Source organism: Mixta mediterraneensis (assembly GCF_014946725.1).
Classification (GTDB): domain Bacteria; phylum Pseudomonadota; class Gammaproteobacteria; order Enterobacterales; family Enterobacteriaceae; genus Pantoea; species Pantoea mediterraneensis.
The window spans coordinates 91,624-107,470 of sequence record NZ_JACFXY010000006.1 but is presented as its reverse complement, the minus strand read 5'-3'; the positions used below and the strand labels follow the sequence as shown (position 1 = coordinate 107,470).

General features: G+C 52.6%; 14 protein-coding genes and 1 pseudogene. 8 read left to right on the top strand and 7 right to left on the bottom strand.

Going from position 1 to position 15,847, the window contains the following annotated elements; all coding sequences use genetic code 11:
* Window positions 1-14: 14 nt before the first annotated feature.
* A complete protein-coding gene (locus H2P46_RS12410; RefSeq protein WP_193405356.1) occupies window positions 15-1,433 on the top strand; it encodes an L-fucose/L-arabinose isomerase family protein in 1,419 nt (472 codons plus the stop codon).
* Window positions 1,434-1,544: 111 nt separating this feature from the next.
* On the opposite strand, the gene H2P46_RS12405 is transcribed toward H2P46_RS12410, so the two are convergent.
* Together H2P46_RS12405 and H2P46_RS12400 are read right to left on the bottom strand one after the other, a co-directional pair.
* Complete coding sequence (locus tag H2P46_RS12405) at window positions 1,545-2,648, bottom strand: mechanosensitive ion channel family protein (RefSeq protein WP_193405355.1); 1,104 nt, start codon at window positions 2,646-2,648, stop codon at window positions 1,545-1,547.
* Between the two features lie 97 nt (window positions 2,649-2,745).
* Entirely contained in the window at window positions 2,746-3,480 is a 735-nt protein-coding gene (locus H2P46_RS12400; RefSeq protein WP_193405354.1) for a flagellar regulator YcgR PilZN domain-containing protein, read from the bottom strand.
* A 214-nt stretch (window positions 3,481-3,694) separates the two neighbouring features.
* Here H2P46_RS12400 and H2P46_RS12395 point away from each other — a divergent pair, with 214 nt between their 5' ends.
* Window positions 3,695-3,943 carry a GlsB/YeaQ/YmgE family stress response membrane protein gene (locus H2P46_RS12395; RefSeq protein ID WP_193405353.1) on the top strand — a complete coding sequence of 83 codons (249 nt, stop codon included), beginning with the start codon at window positions 3,695-3,697 and terminating at the stop codon, window positions 3,941-3,943.
* A gap of 65 nt (window positions 3,944-4,008) precedes the next feature.
* Here the strand turns inward: H2P46_RS12395 and H2P46_RS12390 are convergent.
* Both H2P46_RS12390 and treA read right to left on the bottom strand, forming a co-directional pair.
* Window positions 4,009-4,233: pseudogene (locus tag H2P46_RS12390) on the bottom strand (TonB-dependent siderophore receptor); the annotation flags it as partial.
* Between the two features lie 187 nt (window positions 4,234-4,420).
* Window positions 4,421-6,100: an alpha,alpha-trehalase TreA gene (gene treA / locus H2P46_RS12385; protein ID WP_193405351.1), complete on the bottom strand. Its 1,680-nt coding sequence runs from the start codon at window positions 6,098-6,100 to the stop codon at window positions 4,421-4,423.
* A 220-nt stretch (window positions 6,101-6,320) separates the two neighbouring features.
* On the opposite strand from treA, the gene ghrA reads away from it, so the two are divergent.
* From ghrA to H2P46_RS12370, 3 genes are read left to right on the top strand one after another with little or no spacing between them, the layout of a single operon-like run.
* Window positions 6,321-7,262, top strand: a complete 942-nt coding sequence (gene ghrA, locus H2P46_RS12380) for a glyoxylate/hydroxypyruvate reductase GhrA (RefSeq protein ID WP_193405350.1) — start codon at window positions 6,321-6,323, stop codon at window positions 7,260-7,262.
* Window positions 7,263-7,301: 39 nt separating this feature from the next.
* Window positions 7,302-8,039 (top strand): phosphatase, encoded by a 738-nt coding sequence (locus H2P46_RS12375; RefSeq protein WP_193405349.1) that lies wholly within the window; start codon window positions 7,302-7,304, stop codon window positions 8,037-8,039.
* Between the two features lie 27 nt (window positions 8,040-8,066).
* Window positions 8,067-8,645: a TorD/DmsD family molecular chaperone gene (locus H2P46_RS12370; RefSeq protein WP_193405348.1), complete on the top strand. Its 579-nt coding sequence runs from the start codon at window positions 8,067-8,069 to the stop codon at window positions 8,643-8,645.
* 1 nt (window position 8,646) lies between these two features.
* Here H2P46_RS12370 and H2P46_RS12365 read toward each other — a convergent pair whose 3' ends face one another.
* Both H2P46_RS12365 and H2P46_RS12360 read right to left on the bottom strand, forming a co-directional pair.
* Window positions 8,647-10,011, bottom strand: a complete 1,365-nt coding sequence (locus H2P46_RS12365) for a CoA transferase (RefSeq protein ID WP_193405347.1) — start codon at window positions 10,009-10,011, stop codon at window positions 8,647-8,649.
* 46 nt (window positions 10,012-10,057) lie between these two features.
* Window positions 10,058-10,942, bottom strand: a complete 885-nt coding sequence (locus H2P46_RS12360; protein ID WP_193405346.1) for an EamA family transporter — start codon at window positions 10,940-10,942, stop codon at window positions 10,058-10,060.
* 180 nt (window positions 10,943-11,122) lie between these two features.
* Here H2P46_RS12360 and H2P46_RS12355 point away from each other — a divergent pair, with 180 nt between their 5' ends.
* Window positions 11,123-11,845, top strand: coding sequence for a glutamine amidotransferase (locus tag H2P46_RS12355; RefSeq protein ID WP_193405345.1), 723 nt, complete (start codon window positions 11,123-11,125; stop codon window positions 11,843-11,845).
* Here the strand turns inward: H2P46_RS12355 and H2P46_RS12350 are convergent.
* A complete protein-coding gene (locus tag H2P46_RS12350; protein ID WP_193405344.1) occupies window positions 11,833-12,396 on the bottom strand; it encodes a class I SAM-dependent methyltransferase in 564 nt (187 codons plus the stop codon). The two genes, H2P46_RS12355 and H2P46_RS12350, sit on opposite strands and share 13 nt — an antisense overlap.
* Before the next feature lie 231 nt (window positions 12,397-12,627).
* Here H2P46_RS12350 and exaC point away from each other — a divergent pair, with 231 nt between their 5' ends.
* Both exaC and H2P46_RS12340 read left to right on the top strand, forming a co-directional pair.
* Window positions 12,628-14,148, top strand: a complete 1,521-nt coding sequence (exaC, locus tag H2P46_RS12345) for an acetaldehyde dehydrogenase ExaC (RefSeq protein WP_193405343.1) — start codon at window positions 12,628-12,630, stop codon at window positions 14,146-14,148.
* A gap of 239 nt (window positions 14,149-14,387) precedes the next feature.
* Complete coding sequence (locus H2P46_RS12340; protein WP_193405342.1) at window positions 14,388-15,734, top strand: aryl-sulfate sulfotransferase; 1,347 nt, start codon at window positions 14,388-14,390, stop codon at window positions 15,732-15,734.
* The last annotated feature ends 113 nt before the right edge of the window (window positions 15,735-15,847 follow it).

The following is a 15,847-nucleotide window of genomic DNA, read 5'->3' as shown; positions in this document are numbered from 1 at the left end:
TTCGGAGCAGAGCAATGTCAACACTTCCTCAGCAGTTAACCTTCGGCGTTATCATCGGCAATCGGGGTTTTTTCCCCAGCTATCTGGTAGGCGAAGCGCGCCAGCAGGCGGTGATGCTGTTTGAAAAACTTAATATCAATACCGTGATGCTTAACGAAACGCAAACCCATCTCGGCGGCGTCGAGACGCGACAGGAGGCAAAAGTCTGCGCTGAGCTTTTCCGCCAGCAGCGCGACACGATCCATGGCATTGTGGTGCTGTTGCCTAACTTCGGTGATGAAAAAGCCATTGCAGAGGCTATCCGCCTTTCGGGGCTCAACGTGCCAGTGTTGATACAGGCTGAAGAAGATAACCTTGATAAAATGGGGCTGGCGACGCGTCGTGACAGTTTTTGTGGCAAAATTTCGCTGTGCAATAATTTACGTCAATACGGCATTCCTTTTAGCTTAACCCGGCAACACGTCTGTGCCCTGAGCAGCGAGGTGTTTATGCAGGATTTACAGCGTTTTACCCAGCTGTGCCGGGTGGTGAACGCGATGCGTCGGGTGCGTGTCGGTGCCATTGGTGCGCGTCCGGCAGGTTTTAATACGGTGCGCTACAGCGAAAAGCTATTAGAAAAAATGGGCATCGCGGTGGAAACCCTCGATCTGTCGGAAATATTTAGCCGTATCAAGCGGCTGCGCGATGATGATATTCGGGTAGCAGAGAAGCGTGAAATCCTTGAAGCGAACGCCGACGCACGTGGCATTCCGGGCGAGAAGCTGCAAACCATGGCGAAATTATTCGTGGTGATTAGCGAGTGGGTAAATGAAAACGATATTGATACTACCGCTATTCAGTGCTGGACCTCGTTACAGGAAAACCTTGGCATTAATGTCTGTTCGATAATGAGTGTGATGTCCGGCCAACTCATGCCCAGCGCCTGTGAAGTTGACGTAATGGGGGCGCTGTCAATGTACGCGCTGGCCAGCTGTTCGCTCCAGCCAGCCTCTTTAGCCGACTGGAATAACAACTTTGGCGACGATCGTGACAAATGCGTGCTGTTTCACTGTGGAAACTTTGCCAGCGCCAGCCTGGAATCACCCACAATGGGGACTGCCGACATCATCGGCACCACGGTGGGAAAAGAGAATACCTGTGGCGCGGTGCATGGACGAATGAAAAGCGGCGACCTGACGTATTTCCGTCTTTCAACGGATGATTTCAGTGGAGAAATCAAAGCTTATGTCGGGCAAGGAAAGTCAGTGGATGATCCGCTTGATACGGTGGGATGTCGTGCCGTGATTCAGGTGCCGCAGCTGGAATCCTTACTGGCGTGGATTTGCCGTAACGGTTTTGAACATCATGTGGCAATGAACCATTCGGCTACCGCTGCTGTATTGCAGGAGGCATTTAGTCTTTATTTAGGGGTGAGTTGTTATCAGCACCATTGAGTTGGCTCCGCCAGTTTTATGATGTTCTGGCGGGCGCGTCAGGTCCTTATTCCAGCTTCTCCTGCCAAGAGAAGAAGCTGGAAAACATTTTACTTCTCGCCCGATAACGAGCTACTCATTTGCTACCGCTTTCAGATCTACCTGCGGTAAGCTGCCACCGCTGAACTCTACCTGGCGAATCGGGAAGGCGAAACGAATATGGCGTTCTTCTAATCCCGCCATCAGCTGCAAATTAATCTCCTGCTGAATATCCATGTATTTGTTGTAGTCAGCATCGAGCACATAATAGACCACTTCAAATGTCAGTTTCGAATCATCAAAAGCCAGAAAGTGCGCACGATCAAAACGCGTCATTTCAATGCCCTGAATAATCGTTTTCACCAGCCCACTGATTTCACGCACCTGCTCCGATGGCGTGGCGTAGCTGATACTGAACTTAAACACGATGCGGCGTTGCTGCATGCGTTTGTAATTGTGAATGGTCTGCTGTAACAAAATGGTGTTAGAACACACCACCTGTTCACCGCTCAGGCTACGTAAACGCGTCGTTTTCAGGCCAATGTGCTCAATTGAACCGGCAATATCTCCGAATACGATAAAATCGCCGTGTTCAAACGGGCGATCTAACCCAATCGCTAACGATGCAAACACATCGCTTAATACCGTTTGTATCGCCAGTGCAATAGCGATGCCGCCGACGCCTAAGCTGGCGACCAGCGCGGTAATATTGATCCCCATATTCGACAGAATGGCGAGCACCATCATCACCCATACCAGTATGCGCAACAGGATGCCGAGGATGACGGTAGTCACGGGATTGCGTACATGCAGCGGATCGCGCAACAGGCTTTGCAGCCACAGGCGAATGCCACAATCAATCCACAATGCCAGCTGAACAATAAAAGCCAGGAACCAGCCGTGCGAAATGGTGTTGCTCCAGCCTGGCGGCAAATTGACGAGTTTAAGCGCAATCAACAGAGAGAAGATCAGCAGCAGGGTTTGACTAGTGCTGCGTAAAATCTCCACCGCGATGCTACTGGCGCGCGTATGGCGATGCTCGCTGTAATGGGCGATGCGATTGGATATGAAGCGGATCAGCGAGCGTAGTATCCAGTACATTACCAGGGTGGCAACGATCACGATAGCGCTGTTGATCCAGAAATTTTGGTCGAGAAATATTGTTTGAAAATGACGTGATGAAAGCCAGTTTTCCATTGGGGAGAATCTCCTTGCTGGGATCCGGTTTTAGAAAATCAGGAACAAGTAGCATAGCCTGGATACGGTGAAAATTGCGATGTATCCAGGCAGGAATTTATTGAAAACGATTAGATTTGTCGTGCGCCAGGCGTTCCAGCGCAAAAATGACCTGCTGTAACTGGCGTTCCTGAAGCGGTTCGATGGTGGTAAAACGGAAACTTAAACGTGGCGTGATGCGGGTTTCATTCTTGCTGGTGACTATCGTGTGTTCACCAATATACATCAGCTTTGCACCTGCTTCAAAATGACCGTATTCGCCCAGTTCGACGCGGAAGGTTTTAAAAGCATCGCCGCTTTTTAAGCCGTCAGGCAGGGCTCCATCAACCAGCACGCCTATCCCACCGAGCGACAGGTTTTGCAGACGCAAACGCGCTTTTTTGCCATCCGGCCATTCGGTATGACACCAGAACTGAGGCTCAAGTGGAGCGCTGACGCGAAAAAACTCACGACGCTGAATTTGCCAGATCACCGGCGGCAGCGCGGTGCTGAACGCTGGCAAACCTTCGTGCTGCGCCATTTCCAGTGAGGGAAGCTCAAATTCGACTTTAGCGCCCTGAATTTCAGCCGAAATACTTACCTCGCTACAGTGCAGCGCGTGATCGTTATGCAGATGATTACTGCCTAAATCGAACATAATGCGGCTTTCATCGGCAGCCAGCATACGGCTGATAAATTGCCCACGCGAAAAGCTCACCATTAACGGCGTTTGTAAGCGCAGCAGATCCTTCATGACGCTCAGGACGGCCAGGGTTCCACGTTTGAGATATTGTTCTTTATCGGCTTCTTTCACTTCCCGGCTCCAAATGATTGTTAATCATCACTTCTGTCCCCTTTTACCACCTGACCGTTATCGACGCGGGCTGAAAAATCTTTAGTCAGATCATTTATTTTTTTGACTGTGACCTGACATGCAGAATTTAAAAGTGTGTCTATACTTATCACGGTAAACCGCTTGATTACTCAGGCGATCACAAAGTAATCAGAAAAAACGCAAGGAGTAGTTAATGGGCATTCTTTCATGGATCATCTTTGGTTTAATCGCCGGTATTCTCGCTAAATGGATCATGCCGGGTAGAGATGGCGGAGGTTTCATCCTTACCATCGTGCTGGGTATTATCGGTGCTGTTGTCGGCGGCTGGATCAGTACCCTGTTTGGCTTCGGCCGGGTGGACGGTTTTAACTTCGGTAGCTTCGTTGTTGCGGTAATTGGTGCCATCGTGGTGCTGTTTATTTATCGTAAAGCTCGTAGCTGACGTTAAGCATTAACAGAAAGAGAAGGGGACGAATGGCTTCGTCCCCTTTTTTGTGGCTGTGACCCGTCCTGAATCTGCTGACGCGTAACCACAGAAACAGATTGTGGTGTTGTCCACAGCGGGCGATCGATTTTGGTTGCGTCCTGGCGGGTATTAACAAGATAGCCCTGCGTGGACGAATCAGCGGTTCCCTGGGGTTGTGCGGTGTCAGCTGCAAACGTCAGTGTCGGGGCAGCAAGCGCCAGCGCGCAGAACAATGCGCTGCGTTTCAGAAGTGAAGGCAGTTTCATTGATCATCCTTTCTGGTCAAATCCGGTAAGGCAATCGCCAGTAAGAACATGGCGTGATAATTATTCACATAGCTAGAGTGACAATGCTTCTCATTTGTTAAATTTGCGGCAATTCTGTCTGCCGCTGAAAGGAAGCCAGGAAAAACGTCTGATACTGCAGCGGTGACCCGGCAGTATCAGACAAGGCTCACTGCACTGATGCCGAAGCCTGCGGAATATCGTGGGCGCTGTTACAGGTTTTGTCTTTTGGACAGTATTTATCAAGCAGCATCAGCGTGACGCCGTTAGTCCAGCCAAAACCATCCTGTAGCGGATATTCACCGCCCCCTCCACCGCCAAGGTTTTTACCTTCAACTACATATTTCTCAACTAATTTATGCTGCTGATCATACGTGGTCTGCACGTTTTGCAAAAAGCGCAAACCAATCTGTTGAGCCAGCTGAGGTTTGTGATAATGCTCCAGCCCTTCTACCGCCACCCATTGCAGCGGCGCCCAACCGTTTGGCGCATCCCATTGCTGACCGTTATTCACCGTGGTGGTGAGCAGCCCTCCCGGTTTCAACAGCTGTTTTTCAACGGCGCTGGCTGTACTGTCGGCCTGTTTATCGCTGGCGACCTGCATATACAGTGGAAAAAGCGTTGCCGCCGTTAACTGCGGATGAATTTGTTTTTTCTTCCAGTCGTAATCGGCATACCAGCCTTGCGCGCTATTCCATAAATAGCGATTGATGGTGGCCTGACGTTTCTCAGCGCGATCGGCAAACTGCTTCGCCAAACCGTTTTGCTTATTAAGTTGATAGCTGTTCGACAGCACTTTCTCCAGATGGAACATCAGGCTGTTGAGATCGACAGGTGCTAGCTGGGTGGTACGTATCGATGCCAGATTATGGGCATCGGTAAACCAACGCGAACTAAAGTCCCAGCCGGAGGCGGCGCCTGCGCGCAAATCCCGAAACAGCCCGGCTTTGTCACGTTGCGGTGCTTTTTTGGCGGTATTAACATCATCAAGCCAGGATTCGGTACGCGGCGCGTCGCGGGCATCCCAGTAGCGATTGAGCAGAGAACCATCGGCGAGTTTAATGACGCGCTTGCTGGCTTCGCCAGGGGCTACCGTGTCGCTGTCCGCCATCCAGTAGTCGTACTCTTTTTGTAGCTGTGGCAGATAACGCGTGTAGGTTTTATTACCGTTATGCGTTGCCAGCAGGTCAACCATCAGGCTAAAGAAGGGCGGTTGCGAACGGCTTAAATAGTAGCTGCGGTTGCCGTTGGGAATGTGACCATAGCGATCCAGCAGCGAGGCAAAGTTATCCACCATATCCTGTACCCGATCCCAGTGTCCGCTTTCTCCCAGTCCCAGCATGGTAAAATAGCTGTCCCAGTAATAGACCTCGCGGAAACGACCGCCAGGCACCACATAAGGTTTAGGCAGCTGTAACAACGAGTCATATTGCCCGGCGCTTTTGGCGGTGCGCGTCAATACCGGCCATAAGCCATCAATGTGTTCACGCAGGCTTTGTCCGGCTGGCGGTACATACTTATCGCTTTCAGTGGGTAGGGTGAAGTTATTCGCAACGAAGTGTTTTAAATCAAAATTGCGTTGATTCTTTTGCATCTGCCAGTCGGCGAGAATTGAGGAAGGATCGTATTTTGGTAGTGCATCAGCAAAAGTCTTTTGATCGGAGTAAAACTTCTCCTGCTGCACAGCATTGAAGAGCGGCCCTAAGCGTACGTCAGGTGGTTGCGGCTGATTGCTCAGCATGTGTGAACTGTCGTCTGCATGCGCTGTAAAAGTGGCCAGGCCCACTATAAGCAGTAATGGCGCATAGCTCTGACGCCCTTCAGCGGCGTTTACCTCAGTTTTTATCATCGGTTGTTCTCCTTGTCCGAAAGCGGGTCACACGTAACGCATTGACCACACGAACAACTTTAGACGTTATCTGGCAGATTGGCCCTAAAGCGAGCCGGAAATGTGAAGACATATAAATAAAAATGTTGAATGCGCAGGCTGGCAATTCTGAATGCTGCGTGGATTTTTTCTTGCCCTTGCCACCTTTTTCCCTGACGCTGAAAAGAAAAAGGAGAGCAGTATGGAGATCATCTGGTATCACCCATCGCAAGATGCGACTCGCTGGATTCATGGTTTACAGCAGCGCCTTCCACACGTCCGCGTGCGCGGCTGGCAACCGGGCGACAACGCGCCAGCAGATTATGCACTGGTGCGTTCGCCGCCGGTGGAGATGCTACGTGGGCGGCAAGGTTTGCGAGGGGTTTTTGCGTTGGGTGGAGGCGTTGACGAGATCCTGGCTCAGCTCAAACATCATCCCGATATGCTGCCGGATACCGTGCCGCTGTTTCGACTGGAAGATACCGGTATGGCTCGTCAGATGCAGGAATATGCCACGCATAGCGTACTGGACTGGTTCCGCCGCTTTGATGATTATCGCCTGCAACAACCGCAGTCATGCTGGCAACAGTTGCCCTCTTATCAGCGTGAAACGTTTACTATCGGCATTCTTGGCGCGGGCGTATTAGGCCAGCGAGTGGCAGACAGCCTGAAGATTTGGGGTTTCCCGCTGCGCGTCTGGAGCCGGTCACCGAAGCAGCTTGAGGGCATAACCAGTTTTGCCGGACGTGAATCCCTCAATGATTTCCTGCGCGGTACGCAGGTATTAATCAATCTGCTGCCGAATACGCCGGAAACCCTCAACCTGATTAATCGGGATGTTCTGCAACGCCTACCGCAAGGGGCATTCTTTCTGAACCTGGCGCGTGGTGCCCAGGTGGTTGAGGCCGATTTACTGGCTGCGCTTAACAGCGGCCAGCTAAAAGCCGCTGCGCTGGACGTTTTTCAGCAAGAGCCCTTGCCGAAAAACCATCCGCTATGGTCACACCCGCGCGTCACAATTACGCGCCATAATGCCGCTATCACAGTGCCAGAGGAGGCGATGGATTATATTGCCCGCGCCATCACGCAGTACGAAGCGGGCAAGACCCCGCAAGGTTGCGTTGATCGTCAACGCGGCTATTAATTATTAATGCCCAATACGGGCATTCAGCAGGAGTAGAAGATGTATCCGGTAGATCTGCATTTGCACACCGTCGCCAGCACTCACGCATACAGCACGCTGCATGATTATTTCGCTCAGGCGAAACAGAACGGCCTGAAGTTGTTTGCGATTACCGATCACGGCCCGGATATGGCCGATGCGCCACATTACTGGCACTTCGTCAATATGCGTATCTGGCCACGCGTGATTGATGGAGTAGCGATTTTGCGCGGGATTGAAGCGAACATCAAAAACCAGCAGGGTGAGATTGATTGTTCCGGGCCGATGCTGGACGCGCTGGACCTGATCGTGGCGGGTTTTCACGAGCCGGTCTATGCGCCGAGCGATAAAAAGCATCACACTGATGCGATGATTGCCACGATGGCTGCCGGCCTGGTGCACATTATCAGCCATCCGGGCAATCCGAAGTTCCCTGTTGATATTCCAGCGATTGCCGAAGCCGCCGCGCATTACAATGTCGCACTGGAGGTCAATAACTCCTCGTTCACCCATTCACGTCCGGGCAGTGAACCAAACTGCCGTGCCATTGCGGAAGCGGTACGGGATGCGGGGGGCCGCCTGGCGTTTGGTTCTGATTCTCACACCGCCTTTACGCTGGGCCATTTTGAACACTGTTTGCGTATTACACGCGAAGTGGATTTTCCCGAAAATCGCGTGTTAAATGTCACGCCGCGTCGCCTGCTTGATTTTCTTGAGCAGCGCACCGGTAAACACATCGCTGAACTGGCTGATTTTTAACTTTTATTGCCTCAAGGATCCTGACTCATGAATGAGTTTTCCATTCTGTGCCGCGTTATCGGCTCATTGTTTAATCGTCAGCCGCAAGATCCGCTGCTGGTGCCGCTGTTTACTTTGCTGCGTGAAGGCAAGTTGCCGGCGCAATGGCCGCTGGAACAGGATGATCTGCTAAAGCGTTTGCAACAGAGCAGCGACCCGCAGGCACTGGCGGCAGATTACAACGCGCTATTTGTCGGTAGCGATTGCAAGGTGCCACCCTATGCCTCGCAATGGCCAGAAGGGAAAACGGAAGGCGAAGTGCGCACGTTTTTAACGTCGCGCGGTATGCCATTGAGTGACGCGCCTGCCGATCATTTTGGTGTGTTAATGCTGGCGGCTTCATGGCTGGAAGATCAGTCCGCAGAGGACGAAAGCGCGGCACAGCTGGCGCTGTTTGAAAGCTATCTACTGCCGTGGTGCGGCGCGTTCCTTGGCAAAGTGGAAGCGCATGCTACCAGCGCGTTTTATCGCACCCTGGCGGCGTTGAGTCGTGAAGCGATCCAGGTGATGTATGAGGAGTTAGCTGAAAACGCCGAAGACGACGAAGACGACGAAGACGACGAATAAGTTACCAGCCGGGCGGATGGGTGCCCGGCAGGCATCCTGGCGTCGCGCATACCAGCGCGGTGCCAGGAAGATAAGCCGCAGAACGCAATCTTACGCCGAACCCCCACGGCGTGAGCTCAAACATGGCCAGGTTATCTTTTGTGTCCGGCGTAATGCCAGTTTGCTGGCTACCGGCCGGATAACCATGCTGTTGCAGCAGCAACGCAGTGCGCGCCAGCGACAGGCGCGCCTGACAGCCATTGCCTGCTTCTTTGCGCTGGCGTAATCCTTCCAAAACCGCCGCTGCCATTAAATATCCTGTGGCGTGATCCAGCGCCTGAACCGGCAACGGCGTTGGCTGATCGCTGTTTTTCCATCGCTTGCCATGTTCGGCAATGCCGCACCCCATTTGTACCAGACTGTCAAAGCCGCGATGATTACGCCACGGTCCTTGCCAGCCCCACGCATTGAGGCCGACGTCCACTAAACCCGGCGCCAGTAACTGGCGTGTTTCGGCATCAAAACCGAGCTTTTCCAGCGCGTCGGCGCGATAGCCATGCACTAAAACATCGGCCTTACGCAGCAGTTGTCTGAACTGCTCGCGGCCAGCGTTCGTTTTCAGGTCCAGCACGGTGCGACGCTTACCGCAGGTGATTTCTTCGTCCAGCACAGGTTCTTGCCAGCCGGGAGGATCGATGCGCAACACATTTGCACCGAGGCTGGCAAGGAAACGCGTCGCGACCGGCCCGGCAATAACACGTGTTAAATCTAAAACGTTAACGCCCAGTAGCGGACGAGCGGCAGGCAGCATCCAGGCTGGAACTGGTCCTGAAGCGGTAACTTGCCAGTCAATCAGCGGCTCCTGATTTACCGCCCGGCCTTGCGGATGTTGTTGCCAGACGTCGGTGCTGCGCATCTCTGCCGCACAACCGCCTGCATCAATTATCGCCTGTTCCAGTTCTGTGGCGCGCCATTGTGCCACCTGCTTTGCCAGCGCTTCACGGCGGGTATGCTGGCCCAGCACGTTTTTCATCGCCTGGCGATGAGACGCGGCGTTAGTATGCAGCCGGATCCAGCCATCAGCGCTGGCGTAATCACCGGCAAACGCATCCCACAGTATCGGAGCGGGGCGATTGAGCGTCATAAAGCTGTGCTGAAACCAGCGTGAAGCCAGCCGGACATTGATTTCGACGAGATGCGGTGAATGGATCAGACGGGCGGCGGCCTGAGTGGCGAGACCGATGCTGGTGGCCGCCAGTTCGCTGACGGCAAAAGCAGAAGAGAAAGTGGCGGTATCAATAAAAGTGGGCAACGGCTGCGGCGCGCTTTTGCTGCCTAATCCTTGCCACATCTGCTGCCAAAAAGACGCGGCGAGCTGATGGTCCATGTTTATGCTCCTGAGAAAGAGGTTTTCTCAAGCATAGCATGCAACGTCAGCGTCGACGCAGGCGCGGGAAACGGGCATGCATACGTAGATTACGCAGGTTAATTACCGCAATTGCAGTGCCTAAAATGACCAGCGCGGCGCCGATGATTTTGAAGCTGTTCAGGCTGTCGCCCAGCACCACAATCCCCATTAATACTGACAAAACTGGTGTCAGCAACGAATAGGGCATGATCAAATTGACGTTGTACTTTTTCAGCAACATGTACCACAGCGTATAGGCAATTATTGAGGAGGCAACAGCGCTGTACAGGATGGCAAACCAGCCGCGCCAGCCCGCATGACTTAAGGCCGTCAGCTGATGAGACTCCATCACCAGCGTAGCGGCGCCCACAATGGGCACCGCGAGAAAGGCGATCCAGCCGGTCATGGTTAAAGGTTTAATCGGCGGTGATTTTTTGACGATAAGGTTGCTGATTGCCCAGCCCGTGGCGCTACAGAGTAACAGGCAAAGGACCCACCACGTCGGAATGGTCGGGCTTCCCGACAGCACAATCACGCCGCTCAGCGAAACTATGATGCCAAACAGCTGCAGCAGTTTTAGCTTCTCTTTCAGCACAACCATCGCCAGCAGCATAGCGATGGGAGTACCAAGCTGCACCACAATAGCTCCTGTACCGGCATCGGTATAACGCATACCGACAAACAGCAGGGAAAAATGCATAAAACCGAAGGTAAACGCCAGCAGCAACAGCCACGGCAACTGCTGACGGGTGATGCGGCAAAACGGCACCAGAATAATCGCCACCACCACAAAACGCATCCATGTCAGAAACAGCGGCGGTAGCTCCAGTAAGCCCCATTTCACCGCCACATTATTGAAGGCCCAGATACATACGACTATCAGGATCAGAAAAAAATGCCGCACCGCCACAATGTCACCCTTTCATTCGTTCCCGTTAAACCGTAATGATGGCACGAATGGAGGACCTTCTGGCACCCGATGAAAGAAATTTTCTATTTTCAGGCAGACTGGAAAAGCACAGGACTTTTACGGCAGTTGCTGGCAGACTGGCTTTTCAAAACGCTGGTTACGCTGAGGATTCGATCCATTATGATTAAATCGCCCGCTTTGCCCCTTGCCTTGATTCAACTCGACGTTCCTCCTCATCATGTTGTTGCGAAAATCGGCGAACAGCCGGTTTGGTTTATTGACGCGTTAGGTTTGCAGCCCGATGAGTACCTGATTATGCGTCCGCATCTTGGCGAAGCGCTGCCAGCGTTCAGCCAAATTTCCGGCGCCATCCTTAGCGGTTCCTGGGCGATGGTGACCGATCATGCAGACTGGAGCGAGCGTAGCGCCGCCTGGGTACGCGCTGCTATTGACGCGAAGCTGCCGCTACTGGGCGTCTGTTACGGCCATCAGCTAATGGCTTATGCGTTGGGGGGGAAAGTAGAAGATAACCCGAATGGCTGGGAACGAGGCTTATTACCGCTGGTGTGCAATGCACAAACGCAACGTGATTCGTTACTGGCGGCGTTACCAGCCACCTTTAATGTCTGGCTGTCGCATCGCCAGACGGTCACAGCACCGCCACCGCAGGCGCAGGTTTTGGCTCAGTCAGAAAAAGATGGCTGTCAGATTTTGCGTTATTCACCTTATGCGCTCTCCGTGCAGTTTCACCCGGAATTTACCCAGCGGATCATGCGTGCCTGTTTGCCCGACGGTGCCGGAAACAGCGATGCCAGGCTGGAAGGCGAGGACTGGGCGCGTGAACTGCTGCGTACCTTCTACTTACAGACGCAACGGATAGACGATCAGGCTCAAGGCGCGTAGTGACGCGTGCAGCGATAAACCCATGCGGGCGGCACATTCTTTAGCACCCGCTGGCGCTCCCAGGTGAAATAACGTGACAGATCCGGCTGGGTTAGCGACGTGTACTGAAATTGCACGAATACGCCGACCGGGCTGAGCGCATTAAATACCGCACGTAAAATCGCATCACGTAGGACGGGCGGTAGCGACAGCAGCGGCAGACGAGAGAATATAGCGTCATATTTGCCATTCAGATACTCTGCGGAGCAGGTGCGTACCGTCATGCGCGCATCGTCCATCGCAGACAGCTTTTCCGCCAGCGAAAGGCTAATTTCAAACACATCCAGCGTTGCTTCCGGTGCCATGCGCGCTAATAGCTGACGGGTTAATACGCCATCTCCTGCACCCAATTCAGCGATACGCCGTTGGTTATCCCACCTTACCGAGTCCGTCATGGCGCGACACAGCGCGCCAGAAGAGGGCGTAACGCTGCCCATGTTGCGCGGGTTACGAATGAACTGATGAACGAAATCTGCTTTTTCGCGCATTGAAGTTAAAGCCGAAGCCAGCATGCGGATCTCCTGTTTAATGACTCCCTATATTGACCGTTTCTCGCCGACAAGTTTCTACAGTCTGGGCGCCACGGGAAAAAGTCGGATTTATCTGTGGCGCAACATTGCACGACATTTCCTTCGTCGCGGTCACAGATTGCTTTCAGGCGATCTGGCAGGCTGAGGATGAGCAATTATGTTAAGAATGCATTTATTTGTTGTTGCATCCCGCATTCTAAAAGGAGAACCACCATGCGTTACGCCGCTCCCGGAGAACAAGGGTCGCTTATTCAACTGCGAAAAAACTATGGGAATTTCATCAACGGTGAATTCGTTGCGCCAGTAAGTGGCAATTATTTTACGAATACTTCGCCTGTGAATGGCTCCACTGTCGGTGAGTTTCCACGATCTGATCGCACGGATGTCGATAACGCCGTTGCCGCTGCTGCTGCGGCTGCTGAGGCGTGGGGAAAAACGTCGCCACAACAGCGCGCGCTGGTGCTGCTAAAAATCGCCGATCGGCTGGAAGAAAATCTTGAATATATTGCGGTGAATGAAACCTGGGATAACGGTAAACCGGTACGTGAAACCCTGGCTGCCGATATGCCGTTGGCGGTCGATCATTTCCGCTATTTTGCGGGTTGTGTGCGGGCGCAGGAAGGCAGCGCCGCTGAGATTGATGAATTCACCGCTGCCTACCATTTTCATGAACCGCTGGGCGTTGTCGCGCAGATCATCCCGTGGAACTTTCCACTGCTGATGGCCGCGTGGAAACTGGCACCCGCGCTGGGCGCAGGCAATTGCGTGGTATTGAAGCCTGCCGAGCAGACGCCGCTTTCTATCACACTTTTTATTGATCTGATCAAAGATTTGTTACCGCCAGGCGTGGTGAATATCGTGCACGGCTACGGTAAAGAGGCGGGCGAAGCGCTGGCTTCTCATCCTGGCATTGCAAAAGTGGCTTTTACCGGTTCAACCGCGACCGGCGGCCATATTCTGGAACTGGCAGCGAAAAGCCTGATTCCGTCCACCGTCGAGCTGGGAGGAAAGTCGCCTAATATCTTCTTTGAAGACATCATGCAGGCGGAAGAAAGTTTTATCGAGAAAGCGGCCGAAGGGGTAGTGCTTGGCTTCCTGAATCAGGGTGAAGTCTGTACGTGTCCGTCACGCGCGCTGGTGCAGGAATCGATTTTCGAGCCCTTTATGGCAGCGGTAATGAAGCGCATTAAGACTATCAAACGTGGCGATCCAATGGATACTGACACCATGATTGGCGCACAGGCATCGCAGCAGCAGTTCGATAAAATTCTGTCCTATCTGGAGATCGCACAAAAAGAGGGGGCAGAAGTGCTGGCGGGCGGTGGCGTAGAGCAACTCGAAGGATCGCTTTCCAGTGGTTATTACATCCAGCCAACGCTGTTGAAAGGCAACAACAGCATGCGGGTATTTCAGGAAGAAATTTTCGGGCCCGTAATCGGCATCACTACCTTTAAAGATGAAGCAGAAGCCGTCAGCATTGCCAATGATTCAATTTATGGCCTGGGCGCAGGCGTATGGACGCGCGATATTAATCGTGCCTATCGCGTCGGGCGGGCCATTAAGGCTGGTCGCGTCTGGACCAATTGTTATCACCTTTACCCCGCTCATGCAGCTTTCGGTGGTTACAAAAAATCAGGTATTGGTCGTGAAACCCATAAAATGATGCTTGATCATTATCAGCAAACCAAAAATTTGCTGGTGAGTTACAGTATTCAGCCGCTGGGCCTCTTCTGATAAATTCCGGCGTGCCACCTTAATAGGCGGCACGCCGCATTTTTACTTCTGTGCGTGGCAGGGGGCGGGGAAGAACACTGCCTCAGCAAAATGTGATAAGCAGTTAAGGCAAAGGAGCGTTGTTTAACATTGCACAGATGTGAGGCGTAGGTAGAACGTTTTACACGCAGATAAACATTGTAAACGTTGCGGTTTCGCTTCTATGCTGATAACTGTTTATTCTGCACAGGATAGTGAAGATGAAGTTGACGCATCGTTTATCCGGCCTGCTGTTGCTGACGTTTTGTCATAGCACGCTTGCCATTCCCACTGCCATTCCTGTTGGCACAACCTTTTACGATCCCGCTCGCGCCTGGAACGGTTTTATCCTGTTTCCCGGTAACGACAACCAAACTCATCTGATCGATATGACCGGTAAAGAAGTGCATCGCTGGAAATATGAGAGCTTCCCGCCCTGGCCGATCAAGCGCGAACAGCTTAACGGACAACGTGGGCGTATTTTGGTGCAGCTTGAGCGGCAAAATAAGCTGGATAAGGTTGCCAGCCCCGGTAACGGCATGGTGAATGCCAGCGTGGCGGAGGTGAACTGGCAGGGCGATGTGGTGTGGCAATATGGCAGCCAGGCTACCCCGGTACATCAGCATCATGAACTGCAGCGCCTGGACTATGGCAATACTTTATTGCTGGGGGCCGCATTGAAACGCCTGCCCGGCTATGACTACGATGTCATTGATAACACTATTGAAGAAATAACCCCGCAGGGGAAAAAGATTTGGTCCTGGTCGGTGGCCGATCATCTTCATGAATTCGGCTTTTCAGATAAACAACTGCAGATGATCCGCGAGAGTCACGATCCTGACTTTCTCCATATGAACACGGCCGCACCGCTCGGTCCTAATCACTGGTTCGATGCCGGTGATAAACGATTTGCGCCAGATAACATTCTGCTGAATTCGCGCAATGGTAACGTTGCGGTAATTGTTGACCGTCGCAGCGGTAAAGTGATTTGGCGCATTGGGCCTGATTATCCCACTTCGCAGCTGGGTAAGCCGCTACCTCGTCCGCTTGATCAGATGATTGGTGAGCATGATGTGCATATGATCCCTGCTGGCCTGCCAGGCGCAGATAACATATTGATTTTTGATAATCAGGGCAATGCCGGTTACCCGCCGACGCGTCAGGGGTTTTTCTCTGCTTCGCGGGTAATAGAAGTGAATCCAGTCAGTAAACAGATCGTCTGGGAATATACCGGCGAGAAATCACAACAGGCCATCTCAACGTTTTACAGCGCCTATATCAGCAATGCGCAGCGGCTGCCAAACGGCAATACCCTGATAGATGAAGGGCAGAGTGGCCGACTGTTTCAGGTGACGCCACAGGTCGATATTGTCTGGGAATATGTCAGCCCTTTCTACGGCAAAGCGATGCCGCGTGACCATTATGTTGCTAACACCGTTTACCGTGCTTATATGGTGCCTTACACCTGGGCGCCTGAAGGTACACCGCATCACGAAACGGCAGTCACTTCCGGGTGCACTCACTATCCGGCCCTGCCCGGATGTCCAGCTCTGGACGTAGCAAAATAGGCTTACCCTGACAATTAAGCGGTTGGTCAACACCTTCCGCTCATTATTGTTATCGCCGCTTATATTGATGTTTCCGCTTATCGCCCTGAAATCATGATCTTAAACAAGCCACA

Excerpts from the sequence above, each read along its gene's own strand:
- ghrA (WP_193405350.1), top strand. The coding sequence starts at position 6,321 with ATGGAGATCATCTGGTATCACCCATCGCAAGATGCGACTCGCTGGATT.
- H2P46_RS12370 (WP_193405348.1), top strand. The coding sequence starts at position 8,067 with ATGAATGAGTTTTCCATTCTGTGCCGCGTTATCGGCTCATTGTTTAAT.
- H2P46_RS12355 (WP_193405345.1), top strand. The coding sequence starts at position 11,123 with ATGATTAAATCGCCCGCTTTGCCCCTTGCCTTGATTCAACTCGACGTT.
- exaC (WP_193405343.1), top strand. The coding sequence starts at position 12,628 with ATGCGTTACGCCGCTCCCGGAGAACAAGGGTCGCTTATTCAACTGCGA.
- treA (WP_193405351.1), bottom strand. The coding sequence starts at position 6,100 with ATGATAAAAACTGAGGTAAACGCCGCTGAAGGGCGTCAGAGCTATGCG.
- H2P46_RS12350 (WP_193405344.1), bottom strand. The coding sequence starts at position 12,396 with ATGCTGGCTTCGGCTTTAACTTCAATGCGCGAAAAAGCAGATTTCGTT.
- H2P46_RS12410 (WP_193405356.1), top strand. The coding sequence starts at position 15 with ATGTCAACACTTCCTCAGCAGTTAACCTTCGGCGTTATCATCGGCAAT.
- H2P46_RS12395 (WP_193405353.1), top strand. The coding sequence starts at position 3,695 with ATGGGCATTCTTTCATGGATCATCTTTGGTTTAATCGCCGGTATTCTC.
- H2P46_RS12365 (WP_193405347.1), bottom strand. The coding sequence starts at position 10,011 with ATGGACCATCAGCTCGCCGCGTCTTTTTGGCAGCAGATGTGGCAAGGA.
- H2P46_RS12340 (WP_193405342.1), top strand. The coding sequence starts at position 14,388 with ATGAAGTTGACGCATCGTTTATCCGGCCTGCTGTTGCTGACGTTTTGT.
- H2P46_RS12375 (WP_193405349.1), top strand. The coding sequence starts at position 7,302 with ATGTATCCGGTAGATCTGCATTTGCACACCGTCGCCAGCACTCACGCA.
- H2P46_RS12405 (WP_193405355.1), bottom strand. The coding sequence starts at position 2,648 with ATGGAAAACTGGCTTTCATCACGTCATTTTCAAACAATATTTCTCGAC.